The organism is Natrarchaeobaculum aegyptiacum (assembly GCF_002156705.1).
Lineage (GTDB): Archaea > Halobacteriota > Halobacteria > Halobacteriales > Natrialbaceae > Natrarchaeobaculum > Natrarchaeobaculum aegyptiacum.
The window spans coordinates 3,717,151-3,736,982 of the sequence record NZ_CP019893.1 but is presented as its reverse complement, the minus strand read 5'-3'; the positions used below and the strand labels follow the sequence as shown (position 1 = coordinate 3,736,982).

Annotated in this window: 17 protein-coding genes; 5 read left to right on the top strand and 12 right to left on the bottom strand. The window is 65.1% G+C overall.

The window, feature by feature from the left end; all coding sequences use genetic code 11:
• The first annotated feature begins 55 nt into the window (after nucleotides 1-55).
• Complete coding sequence (gene fen, locus B1756_RS17980) at nucleotides 56-1,033, top strand: flap endonuclease-1 (RefSeq protein WP_086889798.1); 978 nt, start codon at nucleotides 56-58, stop codon at nucleotides 1,031-1,033.
• A 48-nt stretch (nucleotides 1,034-1,081) separates the two neighbouring features.
• Here the strand turns inward: fen and B1756_RS17975 are convergent, their stop codons facing one another.
• From B1756_RS17975 to mvaD, 3 genes are all read right to left on the bottom strand, one after another.
• Entirely contained in the window at nucleotides 1,082-2,269 is a 1,188-nt protein-coding gene (locus tag B1756_RS17975; RefSeq protein WP_086889797.1) for an NAD(P)/FAD-dependent oxidoreductase, read from the bottom strand.
• Nucleotides 2,270-2,363: 94 nt separating this feature from the next.
• On the bottom strand, nucleotides 2,364-3,470 hold the full coding sequence (locus B1756_RS17970) for a carbon-nitrogen hydrolase family protein (RefSeq protein ID WP_086889796.1): 1,107 nt from the start codon (nucleotides 3,468-3,470) through the stop codon (nucleotides 2,364-2,366).
• A gap of 155 nt (nucleotides 3,471-3,625) precedes the next feature.
• A complete protein-coding gene (gene mvaD / locus B1756_RS17965) occupies nucleotides 3,626-4,609 on the bottom strand; it encodes a phosphomevalonate decarboxylase MvaD (RefSeq protein WP_086889795.1) in 984 nt (327 codons plus the stop codon).
• Nucleotides 4,610-4,703: 94 nt separating this feature from the next.
• Here mvaD and nth point away from each other — a divergent pair, with 94 nt between their 5' ends.
• Entirely contained in the window at nucleotides 4,704-5,387 is a 684-nt protein-coding gene (gene nth / locus B1756_RS17960) for an endonuclease III (RefSeq protein WP_086889794.1), read from the top strand.
• A 130-nt stretch (nucleotides 5,388-5,517) separates the two neighbouring features.
• Nucleotides 5,518-5,754 carry a hypothetical protein gene (locus tag B1756_RS17955; protein WP_086890252.1) on the top strand — a complete coding sequence of 79 codons (237 nt, stop codon included), beginning with the start codon at nucleotides 5,518-5,520 and terminating at the stop codon, nucleotides 5,752-5,754.
• A gap of 64 nt (nucleotides 5,755-5,818) precedes the next feature.
• On the opposite strand, the gene B1756_RS17950 is transcribed toward B1756_RS17955, so the two are convergent.
• The 4 genes from B1756_RS17950 to B1756_RS17935 all read right to left on the bottom strand — a co-directional run bounded on the left by B1756_RS17950 (nucleotide 5,819) and on the right by B1756_RS17935 (nucleotide 14,035).
• Nucleotides 5,819-6,640 (bottom strand): NAD(+)/NADH kinase, encoded by an 822-nt coding sequence (locus B1756_RS17950; protein WP_086890251.1) that lies wholly within the window; start codon nucleotides 6,638-6,640, stop codon nucleotides 5,819-5,821.
• A gap of 124 nt (nucleotides 6,641-6,764) precedes the next feature.
• A complete protein-coding gene (locus B1756_RS17945; protein ID WP_086889793.1) occupies nucleotides 6,765-10,580 on the bottom strand; it encodes a UvrD-helicase domain-containing protein in 3,816 nt (1,271 codons plus the stop codon).
• Nucleotides 10,573-11,697, bottom strand: coding sequence for a PD-(D/E)XK nuclease family protein (locus tag B1756_RS17940; RefSeq protein WP_086889792.1), 1,125 nt, complete (start codon nucleotides 11,695-11,697; stop codon nucleotides 10,573-10,575). Before B1756_RS17940 ends, B1756_RS17945 begins: the two co-directional genes overlap by 8 nt.
• The gene (locus tag B1756_RS17935) at nucleotides 11,690-14,035 is read right to left on the bottom strand and encodes a hypothetical protein (RefSeq protein WP_086889791.1); all 2,346 of its coding nucleotides are present in this window, start codon (nucleotides 14,033-14,035) and stop codon (nucleotides 11,690-11,692) included. The genes B1756_RS17940 and B1756_RS17935 overlap by 8 nt, the downstream gene beginning before the upstream one ends.
• A 232-nt stretch (nucleotides 14,036-14,267) precedes the next feature.
• Here B1756_RS17935 and B1756_RS17930 point away from each other — a divergent pair, with 232 nt between their 5' ends.
• Nucleotides 14,268-15,191 (top strand): hypothetical protein, encoded by a 924-nt coding sequence (locus B1756_RS17930; RefSeq protein ID WP_086889790.1) that lies wholly within the window; start codon nucleotides 14,268-14,270, stop codon nucleotides 15,189-15,191.
• A gap of 115 nt (nucleotides 15,192-15,306) precedes the next feature.
• Nucleotides 15,307-16,341: a hypothetical protein gene (locus tag B1756_RS19275; RefSeq protein ID WP_152031340.1), complete on the top strand. Its 1,035-nt coding sequence runs from the start codon at nucleotides 15,307-15,309 to the stop codon at nucleotides 16,339-16,341.
• Between the two features lie 389 nt (nucleotides 16,342-16,730).
• Here the strand turns inward: B1756_RS19275 and B1756_RS17915 are convergent, their stop codons facing one another.
• From B1756_RS17915 to B1756_RS17900, 5 genes are all read right to left on the bottom strand, one after another.
• Nucleotides 16,731-16,982 carry a HalOD1 output domain-containing protein gene (locus tag B1756_RS17915; protein WP_086889787.1) on the bottom strand — a complete coding sequence of 84 codons (252 nt, stop codon included), beginning with the start codon at nucleotides 16,980-16,982 and terminating at the stop codon, nucleotides 16,731-16,733.
• The gene (locus B1756_RS17910) at nucleotides 16,969-17,367 is read right to left on the bottom strand and encodes a DUF7344 domain-containing protein (RefSeq protein WP_086889786.1); all 399 of its coding nucleotides are present in this window, start codon (nucleotides 17,365-17,367) and stop codon (nucleotides 16,969-16,971) included. The genes B1756_RS17915 and B1756_RS17910 overlap by 14 nt, the downstream gene beginning before the upstream one ends.
• A 561-nt stretch (nucleotides 17,368-17,928) precedes the next feature.
• Nucleotides 17,929-18,939 (bottom strand): tyrosine-type recombinase/integrase, encoded by a 1,011-nt coding sequence (locus B1756_RS17905; protein ID WP_086889785.1) that lies wholly within the window; start codon nucleotides 18,937-18,939, stop codon nucleotides 17,929-17,931.
• On the bottom strand, nucleotides 18,936-19,058 hold the full coding sequence (locus B1756_RS20115; RefSeq protein WP_267128205.1) for a hypothetical protein: 123 nt from the start codon (nucleotides 19,056-19,058) through the stop codon (nucleotides 18,936-18,938). Before B1756_RS20115 ends, B1756_RS17905 begins: the two co-directional genes overlap by 4 nt.
• Nucleotides 19,055-19,279 carry a hypothetical protein gene (locus B1756_RS17900; RefSeq protein WP_086889784.1) on the bottom strand — a complete coding sequence of 75 codons (225 nt, stop codon included), beginning with the start codon at nucleotides 19,277-19,279 and terminating at the stop codon, nucleotides 19,055-19,057. The genes B1756_RS20115 and B1756_RS17900 overlap by 4 nt, the downstream gene beginning before the upstream one ends.
• Between the last annotated feature and the right edge of the window lie 553 nt (nucleotides 19,280-19,832).

Sequence of the window (19,832 nt, the reverse complement as noted above, 5' to 3'; positions counted from 1 at the left end):
GTAGAGGGCCCGGGAACCGCCATTATGAAATCCCGAGGCACCCAATAGCGGTCAAATGGGTAACGCAGCACTCCGGGACATCGCGGTCATCGAGGAGGTTCCCTTCGACGACGTGGAGGGCGTCGTCGCCGTCGACGCCCACAACTGGCTCTATCGGTATCTGACGACGACCGTCAAGTGGACCTCGAGCGACAAGTACACCACCGCCGACGGGACCGAGGTGGCGAACCTGATCGGCATCGTCCAGGGCCTGCCGAAATTCTTCGAGAACGACGTCACGCCGGTGATGGTCTTCGACGGCGGTCCCTCCGAGTTGAAGGAAGACGAGATCCAGTCTCGCCGGGAGCAACGCGAGACCTACGAGGAACAACTCGAGGTCGCCCGCGAGGAGGGTGACGAGGTCGCCATCGCACAGCTCGAGTCGCGGACCCAGCGGCTGACCGAGACTATCCAGCAGACCAGCCGGGAGCTCCTCGAGATACTCGACGTGCCGATCGTCGAGGCACCCGCCGAGGGAGAGGCACAGGCCGCACACATGGTCCGTCGTGGCGACGCCGATTACGTGGGATCGGAGGACTACGACGCCCTGCTGTTCGGCGCGCCACTGACGCTCCGACAGCTCACGAGCAAGGGCGATCCCGAACTGATGGATCTCGAGGCGACACTCGAGAAACACGACCTCACCCTCGAGCAACTGATCGACGCGGCCATCCTCATCGGGACGGACTTCAACGAGGGTGTCTCGGGAATCGGCCCGAAGACGGCAATCACCGAGATTACCGAACACGGCGACCTGTGGAGCGTCCTCGAGGCCCGCGGCGACAGCGTCGAGTACGGCGACCGGGTTCGCCAGCTCTTCCGGGACCCGAACGTGACCGACGACTACGAGGTGGAGACGAGCCTCGAGCCCGACGTCGAGGCAGCCCGCGAGTACGTCTGTGAGGAGTGGGGCGTCGACGCCGGTGAGGTCGCCCGCGGATTCGAACGGATCGAGGAGAGCGTCACCCAGACCGGGCTGGATCGCTGGACCTGATTGCCGTCGGCTGAATCGTTGCTGAACCGACGCCCGTCCAGTCGTCGCTCAATCGTCGGCGAACACCCGCCTCGAGGCTGCGTCCGCGAGCGGGCCGTACGCACCGATCGACGACCGATAGCCCACGCCCACCGACTTCTTGATCGCCTTCGCTTTCTTGCCGGTGAGTACCGTCGATCCAACCTGTGCGACGGCGTCGTCGCCGACGCTGACGACCCAGCCCGGCGAGTCGAACTCGAACCGCTCGAGGTCGACGGACTCGAGGTCTTCGCCTGCGCGGTCTGCTTCGACGAGCCGGGTCACGTTCGTGGCTGCGGTCTGGGCCTCACGGACGGCCGACTGTGCACTCGCGGGGACGGCCGTCCCGGTCGCGTCGACGACCCGGACGGCGTCGCCGAGCGCGACCGTTCGATCGTCGAGCCTGAGGTCTGCCTCGACCGTCGCTCGCTCGCCGTCGACGGCGTCTCCGCCTTCGATCCCGCCGGTCCAGACGAAACAGTCTGCCGGCACGGTCTCGCCGGACTCGAGCGTGATCGCGTCCGTGTTCGCTCGCTCGACGGTTACACCAGTTCTCACGTCGACGCCGTTGGCCTCGAGTGTTCGTTCGACGGTTCGCTGGAATCCCTCCGAGAAGGCGGGGGCGACGGCGTCGAACTGCTCGAGGATCGTCACCGTTGGGTCCCCTGGCGTCTCGTCGGTCCCAGCGTTCGGTGCACCCGTCTCGTCTCTGTATTCCTCGACCAGAGCCGCGAGTTCTCCAGCGACCTGAATCCCGGAGAGGCCCGCGCCCCCGACGACGAGTCGGGCGACGCCATCTGACTCTTCGAGCGCCTCACGAACCCGGGCCCGGATACGAGTCGCGTCGACGAGGCGTTTCAGCGGGAGGCCGTGTTCGTCGACCCCCTCGAGTCCGTAATCGGCCGTTCGAGCCCCGAGACAGACGGCCGCGATATCGTAGGAGACCTCACCATCAGCGAGGCTGACGACGCGCCCTTCGCGGTCGATCGACTCCACCTCGCTGACGCGAACGGTCGCCCGCTCGAGCAGTGCAGGCAGTGGAAGCGTGATTTCGCCCGCGAGTTCCGGCCGGCGAATTACCCGGTGGAGTTCCGTCTGAATCAGGTGATCCGGCGTCCGGTCGACCAGCGTCAGGTCGACGTCTTCTGGGAGGTCGCGCTCGAGCAATCGGGTGAGAGTCAATCCGGCGTATCCGCCACCGAGGACGACGACGTGCATGAGGAGGGTTTGGGCCTCGAGCGGTATAGGTCTGAACGGCGTTTGCTGTCACTGGATCACACTGGAGGGAGTCGGTTCGACCTCGACTGCTCAACTACCGTGTGTGAAGCGCGTCGACGATCGATTCGACGGTTTCGAACGGCAGGTCGTGGTCGGTCGCGATGTCCTCGATCGTCGCCGAACTGGGGACCGGGATCGAATCGTCGGTGTCGGTCGACGCGGCGTCGGCCGAGCCATCGGTCTCGAGGGGGTCGAGCACGGCGTCACTGACGTTCAGGTTGACAGCGTCCCAGCGCGCGTAGTGGCCGAGTGCATCGAAGTAGGCCTTCGTGGCGCGGCGTTCGTCCCGATCGAACTCGGCGACCAGCAGTGTCTCCTCGTTCAGGACGGGGCCCGCTTTGACAATTCCGGCGGGGTTGACGAGCATGCTGCCACCGGCGGCGATGTTGAAGCCAATCTCGTCCCAGTCTTCGAGGACGTCGTCGCTGACGTAGGCAGAACTCGAGATGACGAACGACTGGGTCTCGAAGGCGTACTCGCGCATCGCGGGGTACTGGTCGCACGTGTCGACTGCTTCGAGGTCCGTCGCTTTCGACTTGTCGCCCGGGTGGCCGTGTTGTTCCCAGAAACCCGGCCAGACGGCGGGGTGAATCTCCTCGCCCATCGCCGCGAGCGCTCCCTTGGGCAACGTCATGTGGTTCTCATAACAGATGAGTCCGCCCATGCAGCCGATGTCGGTATCGTGGGTATCGAGCGTCGCCGGGTCGCCGCGACCCCAGACCATCCGCTCACCGTGTGTCGGCATGAGTTTGCGATGGCGACGGACGAGGTCACCTGACCGGTCGAAGTAAAACAGTGAATTGTACAGCGTTTCGCTCCCCGGCCGGTCTGATAGCTCGTTCGTTCCGAGGACGACGTGACAGTCAGCCTCGTCGATGGTCTCCCCGAGGACCTCGAGTGCCTCGTCGTCGGCCGAGAGGCTGTTTTTCTGCAGTTCGACCATCAGTTCGGTCCACCGGTCGGTCGAGCAGCCCCGCCAGTAGGGGTAGCCGGGGAAGTACGTCTCCGGGAAGACGAGGACGTCGACGTCCTGCTTGCCGGCCTTCTCGATCCACTGGCACGTCTTCTCGAGGGTTCCTTCCTTGTCGTGGTAGACGGGTTCGACCTGTGCTGCGGCAGCGGTAAACTGTTCTGCGACCATAGCTGGTGTGTGCTAACAGTTAACTAAAAGGTGCGGTCCGAGGCAGTCGATTTATCGCAAGACGTCGCCACGCAAGTCTCGTGTTCGACGCCTGCGGTAGCGAGAGATCGTAAAATAGGAAATCGTGAGCCAGTAGCCGACCGGTGCGCTCGGTCCTAGAAGAGGTGGTCGTCTTCTTCGAGCAGGCGAGCGGGACCGCCGACTTCCCACGTCGTGGTCGAGACACCGGTGTCTGCGATCTGTTCTTCGACGTATTCGGCGTGTTCGTCGGTGGTATTGACGTAGACGCTCGCGCCGGTGTCCGTCGAGAAGTAGACCGGGATGTCCTCTTCTTCGCGCAGTTCGCGGACGCGGTTGAAGATGGCGAGCGTCGCGGGCTGCCAGTAGACCCACCCGGAGGGGCCAGTCATCGTGGTCGCGGCGAGCGACAGGGAGTCCATCTCTGCGAGTTCGAACGCGCGCTCGAAGTCGTCCTCGCGAAGCGCGTCGCGCATCTCGGCGATCTGATTGTGGATGTGGGCGTTTCGGGCCTCGAACATGTGACTGTCGGCGGCCTCGCGGTGGGCGTCTTCGGTCTCTTTGTGGTAGGGAACCAGTCCGACGATGACCTTCAGGTCCTCGTGGAGGTTCGTCGGGATGCGACGGGAACGACAGTCCTCGTCGTTCAGGCCCGTGTGCAACTGTGAGAACGCACCCGTGACCGCGCGGGCGGCCGAGGCGGAACCGACGCGGGCAATGGTCGAAATTTCGGGGAGCGAGAGGTCGAGTTCTGCGGCTTCGGCGAGCGCAACCGCGGCGGCGGCGAAGCCCGACGACGACGACCCGAGGCCGACGTTCGAGGGAAAACTGTTCTCACTCTCGAGGCGGACGGGGTAGACGGTGTGGGCGGCGTCGGACATCGACCGTGCTTTCTCGACGACGGCCTCGACGCGTTCGGCGGCCCGTCCCTCGAGTTCCTCGCCGTCGACGACGAAGGTGTCCTCGTCGTAGTCCATCGAGAACTCGACGGTCGTCCGGGTGTGGCTGGGTGCCGTACAGAGGCTGATGCTGTCGTGGTACGGGAGCCGCTCGATTTCGTCGCGCATCCCGTGGTACTTGACCAGTCCCTGAATAGGATGGGCCATCGCCGTTGCTTTCATACCCTCACACGGACCCGATGGTCGCTTAAAGGTCACGGCATCCGTCCGGCTCCAAAACCGAACGCTAAAACGAGGTCCCGCCAACCACTCGGCCATGGGAACCCCACGCGAGACGCGAGCCGAGCAGGCCGAGGAGATCGTTTCCCGCCTCGAGGAGGCCTACCCCGACTCGACGATTTCGCTGCGTTACACGAACCGCCTCGAGTTGCTGATCGCGGTGATCCTCTCGGCGCAGTGTACCGACGAGCGGGTCAACACGGAGACCGAGCACCTCTTCGAAAAGTACGACGGGCCGGAAGCGTACGCCAACGTGCCCGAGGAGGAACTTGCCGAGGACCTGAACTCGATCACCTACTACAACAGCAAAGCGGGCTACATCACGGAATCTTGCCAGCAGATTCTCGAGGACCACGACGGCGAGGTGCCGGATACGATGGAGGAGTTGACGGAGCTACCCGGCGTGGGACGGAAGACGGCGAACGTCGTCCTCCAGCACGGACACGACGTCGTCGAGGGAATCGTCGTTGATACCCACGTCCAGCGTCTCTCGCGGCGACTCGGGCTTACCGAAGAGGAACGTCCCGAGAAGATCGAACAGGAGCTGATGGAGATCGTTCCGGAGGGCTACTGGCAGCAGTTCACCCACCTCTGTATCGACCACGGCCGGGCGATCTGTGCTGCGCGTTCGGCCGAGTGCGACGAGTGCGTTCTCGCTGACATCTGTCCGTCAGAGAAAGGCGACAGCGAGGTCGATCTGGCCTCCGGCGACCCCTGGTAGGCGACCCTACTGGCGGGACCCGACCGTCGCAAGCCCAACGAACTTTCCCGGGTCGCGGGTACCCCCGGACGGGATCACTATGGCAGACGACACCGACTCACCATCCGAGGAGGCCGCGGACCCAGAGGAGATGCGAGAACAGGCGCGACAGCGCGAACGGCCTCGAGCGAGCGAAACGGGCGAGGAGGCAGACGAGGAAGACAACACAGAAGAGGAGCTTTCCGAGGCCGAAAAGGAAGAACGCGAACGCGAGGACGAAGCAGACAAACGAGACGATATCGAACATCAGTCGACCGAACGGGAGGCCGACGCCCTCGAGAACGCGAACCCGAACCACCACCGGGACGAAGAGCCCTACCAGAGTTGAGCGGGCCCCTCACGACCCGCGACGAGCGAGCGACTCGAGGGGGCAGCGTTCGGCCATTTTCCAGCTACTCGAGACCGCGATCAGGGACGACGACGGGTAGCGATCGGTCCGCCCGGAGAGTGACCGACCAGCCGTTCTCGAGCGTCGTCACGGGGCGGCCGTCGACGACGAGGTCGACGGTACACTCGTCGCGCTCGACGGTCAGCCGGAGGCCCGCCGGTGGGAGCACCCACCGTCTGGGTCGGGTAGCGAAGGGGGCGATGGGCGCGACGGTGACGGCGTCGACGGCCCGCGAGAGCGCGGGTGAGCCGACGTTCGCAGCGTACCCGTGACTCCCGGCGGCGGTCGCGACGACCACGCCGTCGGCCCGGAACGCAGCCACGGTCTCACCGCGGGTCGAGACGCTAAATTCCGAGATTCGCGCCGGTTCGTCGGTGTCCAGTGTGACGTCGAAACAGCCCCTCACGGTGTGCTGTGGGCGTGTCGAGTCCGTTTCGGACTGCGCCCCATCGTCGTCTCCGTCGGGTACTACCTGCCCCTCGAGGACGTCGCGCGATTCGACGTCGGCACTGCCGTCGAGAGCCGACTCGACCGCCGATTCGACGTTCGAGGGGGTGACCGCCTCGAGGCCCGTCACTGACCCGACCGGGAGCACCGGTCGCTCGAGGTCGGCAGTGACACTGGCTGCGACGCCAGCAGTCCCAACTGCGACGAGGAGGTCCGGATCGACGTTGCGGACGGTCTCGGCCGGGCCACAAACTACGGTTCCATCCCGGGACTCGAGGACGCCTTCGACGGACTCGACGAGGTCAGACGCGATGCCGTCGGTCTCGAGGACTCCGACGACTGGTTCGTCGCGGTCGACGACCGTCGGCTCGTCGCACATACGCCACCGTTCGTCGCTCGCGACGAAAAACGTCCGGTCTGCGATCGGTCGACCGCTCGCGCTCGTCACTCGTGCTCGAGTGTGGGCTGATCGTCGAGTCAGACGACAGTCCTCGACGGGTAGATCACCCGCCGTCAGTTCGGACGGATTCGGGAGTTTTCGGCCCGCATCCGAGCGAGCGGTGTGGGCAGTACTGGCAGTGGTCCCCGGGATTCGTCTCCGTGAATCCGGGATCGTCGACGGCCGCGAGCGCGTCGGCGAGGGCCTCCCACGGTGGTAACTCGTCGGGGTCGAAGAGGTCGACCCGCGGACCCACCCCGTCGCCGACGTAGACGTACCCGGCGGCGGCGATCGGGTCGTCGAACCGGTCTGCACACGCCCGCTGATAGAGCGCGAGTTGCACGGCCCCTTCGGCAGTCGTCGGCTTTGCGGTCGTCTTGTAGTCGAGGACGACGAGATCGCCGGACTCGAGGCTCGAGTCGGCCGACCCTTCCGGGAGCCGACGGATCGAGTCGACGTAGCCGACGACCTCGCCAGTGACGCCGGGGACGTCGTCGAGTACGAACGGGAGTTCGGCTGCGACGGCCTCCCACTCGGCGACCGGTCGATCGATCCCGGGCGCGCGTGCCTCGAAGAAGTGGTCGATACAGGCGAAGACGGCGTCTCGATGGGCGGTCAGTCCGCGCGCGGTAAGCTGGCGAGTCGCGGCGGCGTGCCAGCGCTCTCGCGTTCGGTATCCGCGGTAGAAGGCCTCCTCGGCGACGTCGTGAACGACCGTCCCGACGATTCGGCTGGCCGATCGGCCCGGCTGTCGACTCGAGTCTCTCTCCTGCTCGCCTGCTTCGCCGCTGGCCGTGGGATCGTCGAACGCCCCGACGACGTGATCGAGGTAGTGTTTCCGCGGGCAGCTCTCGTGGGTTTCGAGTGCGGTGTAACTGTGGCGCATCGCGACCGGCAAGTCGGTAGCACTCGAGAGGGCGTCGACGGGGAAGCGGCCGGCCTCGGGAGCGAGCGCCGAGAGTGCGCGGCCGGTCGGAACTCGGACCTCGCGGTCGGATTCCGAGGTGGGGGGTGGACCCTCTTTCGCGATCCCGCCGTCGGCCTCGGTGGGCCAGCCGTCGGTTGCGTCCGCCGCATCCGACGCGGGAAGAAGCGTTCCGTTTCTGAGCAGTCGACCCAGCCGGTGGACCGTCTCGATCGCCTCCTGCGTCTCGAGCGGTTCGACCCGTCGATCCTCGAGGCCGGCGTAGTAGGTGATCGTCCCCGGTGTCGCCTCGCTCGAGCGGCCGATCTCGTCGGTCCGGTCGGCGACGCTCTCGGGGTAGGTCTCGCGAACGCGCTCGACGCTTTCGATGAGCGTCTCCCAGAGGTCCATCCGCTGGCCGGCGGTCGACCACTCGAGTTCGGGTGCGAGACAGGCGTCTGCCGTCGCCGTCGAGAGGGCCTCGGGCTCGCCGTCGTAGTCGTAGGTCGACCCGAAGCAGAAGAGGTGGTTCTCCGCGCGGGTGAGCGCGACGTGGAGGACGCGCCACTCCTCTGCGACCCGGTCGCGGGCCACGTCCTCGCATAGCGGCGAGTCGACGTCCTCGTCCAGCGTTGCCGCGACCAGCCGGTGACTCGAGCGCCGGGCGTGATCGCCGTCGACGCACCACTCCGCATCCGAGAGGTACGGGACGAGCACGGTGTCGAACTCGAGGCCCTTGGCCTGGTGGACCGTCATGACGTCGACGCACTCGGTGGAGGTCGTCCCCTGCGTCCGGTCGCGGTCGCTGCCAGCGTACAGGCGTTCGACGGCGTCGACGAACGATGCCGAGAGCACCGTTCCGACGCCGTCGGAGCCGCTAGAGTCGACGAACCGGTCCAGCCGGTCGAGGTCGGCCCGTTCCTCGCGCGTGAGGAACCACTCGATCCGGGTGCGCTCCCTGAATCGCCTGAGGAACCCCGAAACCGGATAGACGTCCCGCTGCTCGAGGAGCGCCTCGAGGTGGTCGCGGGCGCGCTCGAGTCGGTCGGCGTGATCGAACTCGTCTCCCACCGCGTCCACGTCGAACGAGCGCAGCGCCGATGCGAGAGACTCGTCGCCGCGCCCGAGCCGACGGAGGTCGCCTGCGGTGACGCGATAGCGGTACGTGAGTACCCGTCTGAGGTGGACGTCCGTCGTCGGTCCGGGATCGACGACCACCCGGAGATACGAGAGCAGCGTCTGGATCCCCGGCGAAATCTCACCGCGGGGCGACCCGGTGACCTCGTAGGGAATACGCTTCTCGCGTAAGGCCGCTGCCACGGCCTGTGCCTGGCGGTTTCGCCTGACGATGACGGCGATATCGCCGAGGTCTCGCTGCGGGACGGTCGCGGCCTCGCCGTTGAGCAACCGGGAGACCGTAGTCGCGACCTGTTCGGCGGGCGAAGCCTCGAGGGCGTCGCTCTCGACGGTGACGACGCGGTCCGGTGGCGCTGGCTCCGCAGGGGCCTTCCGTCGCCCGTCGTCGCTCCCCGTGACTTCTCCCGGACGCCAGTGCGAGCCCGGCGGCCGGTCGACCTCTCGCAACGTCTTCGAGGACTGGCCGCCGTACGCGCAGTGGTTCGTCACGTCGAGGATCTCCTGTCTCGAGCGGAAGTTCAGCTCGAGTTCGATCGCTTCGTGGTCGTCGAACGCCTCGCCGAGTCGAGTGAGTCCCTCGCGGTCGGTGCCACGCCAGCCGTAGATCGCCTGATCGGTGTCACCGATCGCGAGCAGGTCGGGTCGGTCGGGGCCGTCGGTGAGGGCAGTCACGAGGTCGAACTGCGTCTCGTCTGTGTCCTGGAACTCGTCACAGTAGACCTGTTCCCACCGGTCGGTGATCTCGCTCGCGACGCGTTCGGCGCTCACGCCGTGTGTCGTCTCTTCGTCGCCGGAGACGAGCGCGGTGGCCGTCCGGACGAGTTCGTCGAAGTCCAGTGCCCGCTCGGCCTCGAGGTGGGCGTGATAGTCCGCGTAGACGTCGGCGTAGTAGCGGGCCAGCCGGCAGGACTCGAGATAGTGTTTGAGTCGGCCGATGGGGGTCTGTTCGATCCGCGCGGTCGCGCCACCGTGGATCTCGTTTGCGAACAGAACTCTGGGCAGGTGCTTTGTCGTCCGGTCCTCGAGCGAGAGGGTTTCTGCCGTGCGCGCGACGGTCTCTTGCATGGCCCGGAGGTATCGGTCGACGTCACTGACCACGTCGTCCTCGCGGAACTGAACCGGTGCTTCGGCGATTTTCTCCCGGCAAAATTCCAGTAGCGTTCCGTACTCGTGCAGGGCGTCGCGGGCAGTCTCGACGTGACTCTCGCGGGAGAAGAATCGCAGCGCTTCCTCGTCGAACGTCAGTGAGTCGTCGGCCCGCCGCTCGAGCCAGCGGACGAACTGGAGGCAGAGTTCGACGGTCCGGGTGTCGGGAAGGTCGGTCTGGAGATCAGCCGGACGGACGTTTTCCCGGCTCGCCCGGTCGATAAACCGCGTGACGCGATCGACGAGTTCCTCGTCCGAGCCATCGACGAACGAGGCGGCGAAGTCGTACTCGCGCCCGGCGAGCAGTCGGGCGACGATCCGGCGTCGCTCGCCGTCGGTGACGACGTCGAACTCCGGTGAGTACCCGAGCGCGTAGGCGTACTCCCGGACCAGCCGGTGACAGAACGAGTGGTAGGTGAAGACGTCGATTGCGGCCGCCGCCTCGGGCTCGAGGCGGTCGTCGACGGCAGCCCGGATGCTCGCGGCGGCCTCGTTCGCGAACGTCAGGACGAGTACGTCGTCCGGGTCGAGGTCGCCCCGTTCGATGGCGCGCTCGATCCGGAGGAGCATCGTCGTCGTCTTCCCCGTTCCCGCGCCAGCGTCGACGGAGACGCAGGCCGCGTCGCTCTCGACGACCGCTCGCTGGTTCCCCCGGGGCTCGAGTCGGTCGCCGCCTCGAGCTGGATCAGCCATCGAATCGCACCTCGCTGGCGACGTACTCCGGACAGCAGACGGCGTAGGCACACTCCGGGCAAGCGTTGGGCTCGATCGACCGCCATCGATCGGTGGGGTCGTGATCCCCGGAGCACACGCCGGCGGCGAACTCGGTCAGCCGATCGTCGACGGCACGATTTCGATGCACGTGATCCATCGCGTAGTCTCGCTCGTCGACGTAAACGTCCGTCAGGTCGACGGCCTCGAGCGTCGTCTCGACGCTCCCGCTGATCCAGTCGGTCGACGAGTTCCACCGATCGGCCACCGGAAGCTGGACGTATCGGCAGGGGCGATCCGGGAGCCCCAGTCGATCACGGAGCCCGCGAAGCCCCTCGAGGACGACGCTGGTCTCGAACAGCGCGGCGACGGGTCCCGGGTCGAACGCCTCGTTGTCTTTCTCGAGGTGATCGTCGACCAGCTGTAGAAGCTCGTCGTCCCAGCTCGAGCGGTACCGGAGGGGGCCGAGCGGGGACGCCGAGGGAACGAACCGGACCCCCACGAGGTCGGTACCGTCGGTGGTGACGTAGTCGACGGTGGCGTCGATTCGGATGCGTGCGGACTGCTCGCGTGCCGACTCGCCATCGCCGCCGTCCGCTGTGCGTGTACGCTCGGTCTCGGGCACCGCGGATGACTCCTGGACGCTGGCCGCGAGCGGGCGGTCCGGCCCGATCAGTTCGGTTGCCAGTTCGTGCTCCCGATCGTCGTCCGGCCGTTCGATCGTCTCGAGGAGTCGCCGACACCCCCTCGCGTGGTCGACGCCGAACTGGTCGACGTAGGCCTCGAGCGTCGACTCGAGGACTGCCCGAACGTGCCGACGCTGGGCGCTCGAGTGGTAGCTCCCTTCGTGACCCGACCAGAGTGACTCGAGGCGGTCGCTGGCGACGGCGAGAAGTTCTTCTGCCTCGGGCTCCCCGCTGCGGAGCGCCGTCGTGATGGCTCGAGCAAGGAGGTCGGCCCGGGCCGTCGGTCCCCCGTTCTCACCGGCGTGGTCGTCACTCGCTTCGAGGTCGTCGACGTACGCGAACGCGTACCGACGGGGGCAGTGGAGTGCCGTCTCGAGTTCAGCGACGGTGACCCGCGCGACCGGGTCAGTCACGACCGGCCACCTCCCCTGCGGCGAACTCGAACTGGGCGTGGACGGCATCCCGGAGGTCGTCGTCGACGTCGCCTGCCTCGAGGACGAGCGCGATCTCCTGAAAGAGCGCCTCGGTCTCAGCGAGGTCGGCCGACCCGCCGGTACTCGCTTCCCTGAGCACGCGCTCGAGTTCGCCCCGCGGCTGCTCGAGGATCGCCTCGAGCGCCCGGGCCTCGCCGGTGTACCGGGCCGGAGACCCGGCGTCGGCGTCGACGAGCTCGAGCCCGGGGGTCGCCGCGAGCTGTTTCAGGTATCGCGATTCGTCGTAGCTGCGGGCCAGACCGCCGTGGCCGCGTTCGTACGAACACAGGTAGCAGGCGTCGGTCGCGGCCCGGGTCGCGAGTGCGAGCCGCCGACGCGCCCGCTCGGCGTGATAGGCGACGAACGGATCGCCAGTCCCGTCTGCGTCGGCCGGACCGAAGGTGTCGGCGACCGTCTCGTGATCGGGGTCGGTAACAGCAGGAAACGCCAGCAACTCCCCGAGCCACGCCGACGGGAACAGTTGCGTGAGAAACTGTTCGCCCGGGTAGACCGCGTCGATCACGTCGAGGACGAACACTGCCCGCCGCCGTTCGTACTTCAGATCGCCGACCGGGCAGACGGTGACTCCGCCCGTCGGTGGACTCGTCTCCACGGCGTGGGCGTAGGGCGCATCGTACCTGATCGTTCGCTCGAGCATTCGTTCGAGTCCCTCCCAGTCCGGACCGACGAGGTCCGTCTCCTCGACGAACCGGGCGATGTCCCGGACGCGCCTGACTCCGTCGTACTGCTCGCGGGCATCTACCCACTCCTCCGCAGTGGCGATTCTTCCTTTCAGATCCGTCGCCTCGATCCACCGGTCGATCGATCGGGACACGCTCGGTTCCCGACACCGCTCGAGTAGCTCCGGCGAGAACCCGTCGACTCTCGCTCGAAGTCGATCCCGGTGGGCCTCGAGGCAGTCGTGGACCGACTCGTCCGACTCGGGACCACCGGCGTGGCCCGCATGTCGCGTTCGGGCGCGGTGTGCCTGCAGTCGAACCACGGCGTACAGTTCTCCGACGGCGGGGTTTTCGGCCAGCGCGGGCGTGCCGATCGTCGCCGTCGGGAGGCCAGCGTCCCGGAGTCGACGCCGCGTCTCGGGAACCCGTTCGATGGACGGAACCGCGACGGCAAACGCGTCGAACGGCCAGTCGTGGCGCTCGCGAAGCGACTGAACTTCCCGCGCGACGGCGTCGACCTGTCTTCGGCTCGTCCGGGCCCGAATTCGTCGGATTCGACCCGCCGTCTTGCCGCGGGTAGATCGCGCCCCGTCGCCGTCCTCGAGCGTCGGCGCTCGCGGCGCGTCACCAGTCGCGAGAAAGCGGGTGACTGCCCGGTGGGAAGGGGTCGATTCTCCCTGTCGAGTGTTCGACCGGTAGTCGTCCGCTCGATTCGAGTCGTGGCCCTCGAGTTCGAGGTCCAGATACGGCTCGGACTCGAGCAGGTCCTCGATACAACCCGGCTCGACCCGGGTGCGCTCGATGCTGGCGTCCCGTTCGCCTACACAGACGAGGTCGGCGTCCGCTGTGAGGGTTGCGAGATACCGCCGGTCGAGAGCCCGATACTCCTCGAGTTCGATCGCGAGGACGGCGTCGATTCCGGCGGTTACGCGGTCGCGCAGTCCGTCGACGTTGTCCTCGAGTAAGTCGACGGCTCGTGGGATGACCGCGGCTCGTTCGACGTATCCGCGGTCGGCCAGTTCGTCGTGGAACCGGTCGTTGATCGCGTAGAGGTACGCGAGACAGTCCGTGGCGACGTGTTCCGGGGCTGTCCCCGCAGCCGCGGACTCCCCGGTTGTCCCGGACTCTGCAGCGGTTGGCCCGTCACTCGTCGGGTCCTCGAGGCCGACGCGCTGTCTGGTCGCCTCGAGCAACAGCCGACCCACGTCGCGGGTGAACCCCTCGCGATCGCTCGCGTGCTCGAGATACGCCGGCATCTCTCGACTGGCACCCTCGATCACGAGCGAGATGAGTTCGATCCGCTCTTCGTACTCGAGACGCTCGAGGGTCGGGTCGTACTCTTCGATGACCTTCGAGGCGTGCTCGGGGAGTGATTCGACGCGCGGTGAGACCGGAGTGCCGTCTGCCGTCTCGACCGCTGAGAGGATCGTCCTGACCGACTCGAGGCCGGCGGGGTGTCGTTTGAGCACGAGGACGTTCTGCGCGCCGTGGGCTTCGACGAGGTCGACGTACGCGTCGGCTATGGCGTCGAACAGCCCGTCGTCGGCCGCGTAGAGGAGAGTACAGACGCCCGTCGCGGGCGAGTCCATCGGGGACATTCGTGATACCAGCCTTTCGAACAGTCAGCTAATAAAGGGTGCTCCCACGACCGGTCGTCACCGTGGTGGGTCGCCACCGGATCGATCGGTGACGACTGGTCCCTTCGAGTGAGTCTCACCGGCGGTCGGAACAGCCCTTCATGCCATCGTCCGGTGAACGCCCGATATGGGAGGCGACAGCACCCCACGTCGAGCGCGGATCGATAGACGAACACTGCTCCGAACGGCTGGTATGACCGCCATCGGCGGCGTACTGACGTCGGTATCGGTCGGTGCACAGGACGATCCCGAGTGGCCCATCGGTCCCGACGGAGACGACGACCGCGGCGAGTGGGAGGGCGAACCCCACCCGGACGATCCTGACTACGACGACCTCGAGATGGTCACCGACGACACCGATTCGATCCAGTTCGCTGTCCCCACCGACTGGGACGACGTCGACTCCCGTCCGGCTAACGTCGGCCCGTCGATCTGGGCCTCGCCGGACCTCGAGGGGTATCTCGAGTCCTGGGAGATCCCCGGCATCGAGGTCACCGTCACCACCGAGGACGAACTCCTCGAGACGAATCCGGACGACCTCCTCGACGAATTCATCGATTACAGTGACGACTGTTCGGACGACGGCCGACGGGTGACTGCCGCCGGCGGCCACGCGTTCCTCGCACAGGTGTGGACCGACTGCGACGACCTCGAGACCGCCTACGTCTCGATGGTTGGCGCTCCGATCGCTGGCGCAGGTGGGCAATTCCCTCCGCACCAACCGCCCGGGGAGATGCCACCGGGGGATGGGCCCGAAGACGGGATGCCTCCAGAGGACATGCCACCGTGGGACGATCCAGACAACGGAATGCCTCGAGACGATATGCCGCCCTGGGGCGGCGATGGAGACGGGGACGAGGACGAGGCCGATGGTGCAACCGAGGAGGACGCTGCCGACGACGATAACGGCGACGTCGACGAAAACGACGACACGGACGACGCCGACTGGCCCGGTCCCGACACTGACGAATTCCCCGAGGGCTCGATCGACGACTTCCCACCGGAACCACCGTACGTCGTAATCGCCGGGGCGCAGCTCGTGAGCGACCCCGACGCGGCTGTCCTGCGAACGGCGCTCAGTTCGCTCGTCGTCGACTCGCCCGACGATGGCTCGTGATCGCACTCGTTGCCGAGTTCGTCGACCAGCCCACCTCGAACCGATTCGGTTCGAGTGACTGTCGTCGCGAGTTCGAATCGGGCTATTTGATCCCCGGGAGTGGAGTCACTGCGCGATGGGAGGTGACACCGAACCAGTTAGCGGACGGAGCACCGAACAGAACCGGGACCAGCCCCCTGTCGACGACCGACGGGATCGAGACTCGGACTCGAACTCGAGCCCGGACCGTGGATTCACGGGAATCGATTCCCGGCGTGGCGACGACCAACCGCGCCGTCGACCACGACGCTGGCTCCTCCGCTCGACCGGACTCGCCCTCGCTGGCGTGACCGGTATCGCTAGCGGGGCTGTCTCCGGGAGAACTGACGACCGGCCCGCTCGAGTGCCGTCCGATCGACTCGAGAACCCGCAGCCACAACTGGACCCGGAGGAGATCCCCTGGGGGCCAGTCCTCGAGTCCGGACAGACCGTCGAAGGTGAGATCGAGAGTCTCCTCGACCGGAGTATGTACAGCTTCGACGCCGAAGCAGGTGACGAGGTTCGCATCGAGTTCGCCCGGCCGGGCGGAAGCGGTGAGTTCTACGTCGGCGTCTTTGGCCCCGGTGCCCAGCTACTCGCCTGGGAGACGGTCGAACCGGACGAATCGACGGAGTTCTCCGGCGAAATCGTCGACTCCGGCATCCACAACGTGACCGTCAGAACGTACTACGCGGACGCGGCTGGCCCCTACGAACTCGCCTACGTCAACGAGGATCGACCACCCGCCGAAGATCCGGACGAGCCAGTGGACCCCGACGATCCAGAGCCGGACCCAGAACCGGAACCGGACGACATCGAGCCGATCGAACCCGGTGAGACGCGCGACGGTGAACTGGATGGCTTCGAGGACGCAGCGCTCTACAGCGTCTTGACCGGCGACCCCATCACAGTCGAGGTAACTCGAGACGGCGGCAGCGGAACGTTCGGCGTCGGTATCCTCGATGCCTCCTTCGACGTCCGGGCCTACGCAGAAGGTGGCCCTGACGAGACGATCACCGTCTCGACGACGCCGTTCGAGGAGAGCGACTTCACACTCGGCGTCATCGGCGCAGACGACGACGCCGCCGGTGCGTTCACGCTCGAGTACTTCGACGAGGAACGAGACGAGTAGCGCACTGGCGGCTCCCACATCACCCGAATCGAGCAGCAGCCTCCAGTTTGAACTGCTCAGGCTTCACCCCACTTCGACGACACTCTGTGATCGCTGGCGAGGCCAGTGGCTGAGAGGAACGATGTGGCCGGGAGGAAATTGAATCGGTGGGAACCGTCACAAACGGAAGACTCCGTAGGGTTTCCATTGTCTCAGATCCCGGCATTAACCCCCTTCCAGGAACTTTCGCCGCCGTTCCACGTTCCTGTCGGGTTGGCGGGCATCGTAGTGTTACTACGGGATATTTTGCGACATCCATCCGTTCGGATACGCTCTCCGGCGGTTCGACCTCGAGCAGGTGGCCGGTGATCGCCACCTGTGGTACCGCGTGGGTGACCGAGCGGACTGGGTTACTTTTGCCGCGCGGTATCCGCACCTTGTTTCACTCCGTTCACAAAAATCGCGCCATCGTGTGTAATTCGAACCTGGTGGTCGGAAACACGGAATGTGAGTTCCCAGACGCCGTCTTCCATGTCACCCAACGTTTCCAGTACTTCGGGGTCCATGTACTCGGCGAGGACGAAGTCTACCTCTGATGGGTTCAGACCATCGGATTTGGCTACTGCTCCGATGACCCCAACTACGATATCATCTGTTGCCATCACGATACATTTCCTCGTAGATTTCACAGCCTGTGATCAACGACTGGGGAAACTGATCGATCGAATCGTGTATCGTCTCGAACATTGCTTCAGCCTCCTTGAATCTTGGACCACGCTGTACACAGAACGGATCACGTTCCCAACGGATGTAGCCAGCCGTAGCCATCTGAGGGAGGTGATTGTGTTCGAGCCGGATCCTCATTTGCTCGGCGTCACACGACGTTCCCGGTGCCGTTGCAGCCTCCGGGAGCGGAACCCGTTCGCTCTGTGGGGCCTCCATCAACGAATATATGATCATCCGTCTTTCCTGGGCTGAAAGTGTCCGATGTAATTCATCCCACCTGTCAATTGCAGAACCTCCCGAGATGGATGGATCGATAGCCATATCTCTAGCTCGGTATCGGATCCGTTAAACATTATCATTAATAGGGAACATAATAGTTTTGAGTGTCTTCCTGACCGCGTTTCGGGCTCGAGAAGTACCCTGCCGAAGTGTAGTTTCGTAAATGGTTCCCCTTCGCTGACTGCGTTACGAATCTCACCGTCAGTTCCCTGGTAGCCCGGATAGGTTATGATCGTTCGACTCTCGAGGTGGCAGAGCCGATTCGCACGGACAAACTCGCGTGGGGTGCGCGGCTCAGGGGTAGACCACGCGCATCGGTCGAGTTCGTCCCGGTCGATCTCTCCCAGGAGTTCCTCGAGAGACTTCACGCAGACCACCCCGAAAACTCGATTCACCGCAAGACGGCACGGGGGTGCAGCAACTCCAGTACTGAATTCCCCCGAAAACGGCCCGTTCTAGAGGTAGTCGGAAACGGGAAAACCGTCGAGAGACAATGCCGGGGGTAGAGGATTCGAGACTCTCGAAAACGAGTTTATTTCCGATGGACTCGCTGGGATGGACGTTTGGTCACTAGGCTGGTGGTTTTGATTGAATATCTCATAATTATGGTAGGTTATTCTTACGAACTTCCATCTTTTCGCGCTCGGTTCGTGCATCGTAGTGGTTGTACAGGACCTCGAGCGAGACGTCCATCCGCTCGCTCACGACCTCGGGGGTCGTCTCCTGGTTGAGGTGGTACGTGATTGCCCCTCGCCGGACCGCGTGAGGCGATCGTGCCGACGGGCACTTGGAGAGACTCGCGTTTTGCCCTCGAGCCTCACAAGAGGCGGGCGTCCGGTCGTGTGGGCACTCGCTGTAGGTGCAGGGATGCAAGGCCCGTATCACCCACTTGTAGATCGTGTCACCTCGGGGCCGGGTGCCTAATTGCGTCGTAAATAGCGGCTGACGGCCGTACTCGTCGGTGACGTCTTTTCTATCCGGGTTGTCGCGGTAGGCTTCGAGAATGGCGAACCACTTCGGGCCCAAATAGACCCAGCGGTTCGCGTTCTCGCCGTTCTTGAGCTTCGTGCCTTCGTCGATTCGGTGCTCAATTCTTACCGCGTGCTCGTCCGGCTCCAGGTCGTCAACGTCGATCGACCGTGCCGCGCTCCGGCGCATTCCTGTCCGCCAGAGAAGCGCCAGCAGGGCGTGGTTTCGAGACCCGTAGTGGTGCCGGTCGTAGTACTCGAGGGCCTTCTTCGCCCGGTCTGGTGCGAGAAAGACGTCTTTCGACTCGGCCCCGTCCGGTAGCTCAGGCGCGTGCAGCTTCTCGGCGAGCCCATCGGTGACGGCCTCAATGTCGGCCCACCACCGTAGCGCCTGCCGGACACTGCTGAGTTGTTTCTGAAGCGTGATCGGTGCGACGTCGACCCGTCGCCAGTCGACGAAATCGGACAGTTGGCGGCCGTCGAGATCGTTTAGGTTGTCAACGTCCCGCTCGTCGCACCACTCGAGAAACACCGACAGGCGGTGCTTCGCGTTGCGATATGACGACTCCCTTACTCCCGGCCGGTGGTGCCGGAGGAATCGGCTCACACCTTCCTCGGGAGAGAGCGGTTGCAGATCGTCGGTCACTCCGATCCCTCCTCGAGCGCGTCGGCGATTCGCTCCAGGTCGGCAGCGATGGCCTCGAGCCGTTCGGCCATCACGATCTCCGGCGGGTCCGTCGGGGTGTGAAACTCGTACCGTCTCATGCTTCTACCTCGGCGGACTCTCCAAGGTCGACGTACCCGAGAATCCCGCGAGCCGCTCGAGAAGCGGAGACGCCGTGTTCGCGCATCGTCGCGACGATCGATGACGTCGGCGGGGCCGGGCCGTCGATCAGCAACTCGGCGCGGGCCTCTTGGGCCGCTACGATTTCTTCGGACGCTTCGATCGTCGAGACGTCCTCTGGACTTCCGTAGGGAAGGCTCATCGGCCGACACCCCGTGTCAACCGGCCGATGTTGGGTTTAGTACAGGTAGCGATACGCTTACCAAAGATGCGTGTTACTGTCTGCATGGTCTTGCGAATTCTCTCGTGGGACCACGGACTGACCGCACGCGCCGTCGTGTAGGAGCGCCGGGCGCGTGCGGCCGCTGTCCGTCGGTCGACTGTACTGTCGTCGCCACTGCCACTTAGGCGCGAGGGGGTCGTTTCCGATATTTCCGATAAAATGCTCGAGTCTCGATTTCCAATGATTCGAGCCGTCAGACGCTCGAATTGGCGATTTCCGATAACGGAAAATCCGTTTCCGATAAGTCGGTTGGTGGTCACTGCGTATCGTCGAACGAGGAATTTAACTCCCCGCAGGGTGCGGTTTATCATGCGTCCGTAGCGTGGTTACGGATGCCAGCGGGCCGGTGCCCCCCACCGGGTCCGCGTTTCTGCGAGGACCCGACCGGACAGCGGCGGGTCCGTCTGGCGTCCGTTGCCCGCACCGAGACACCCTTGGATATTAAAACTTCTCACGTTATCGTGTTCTACTT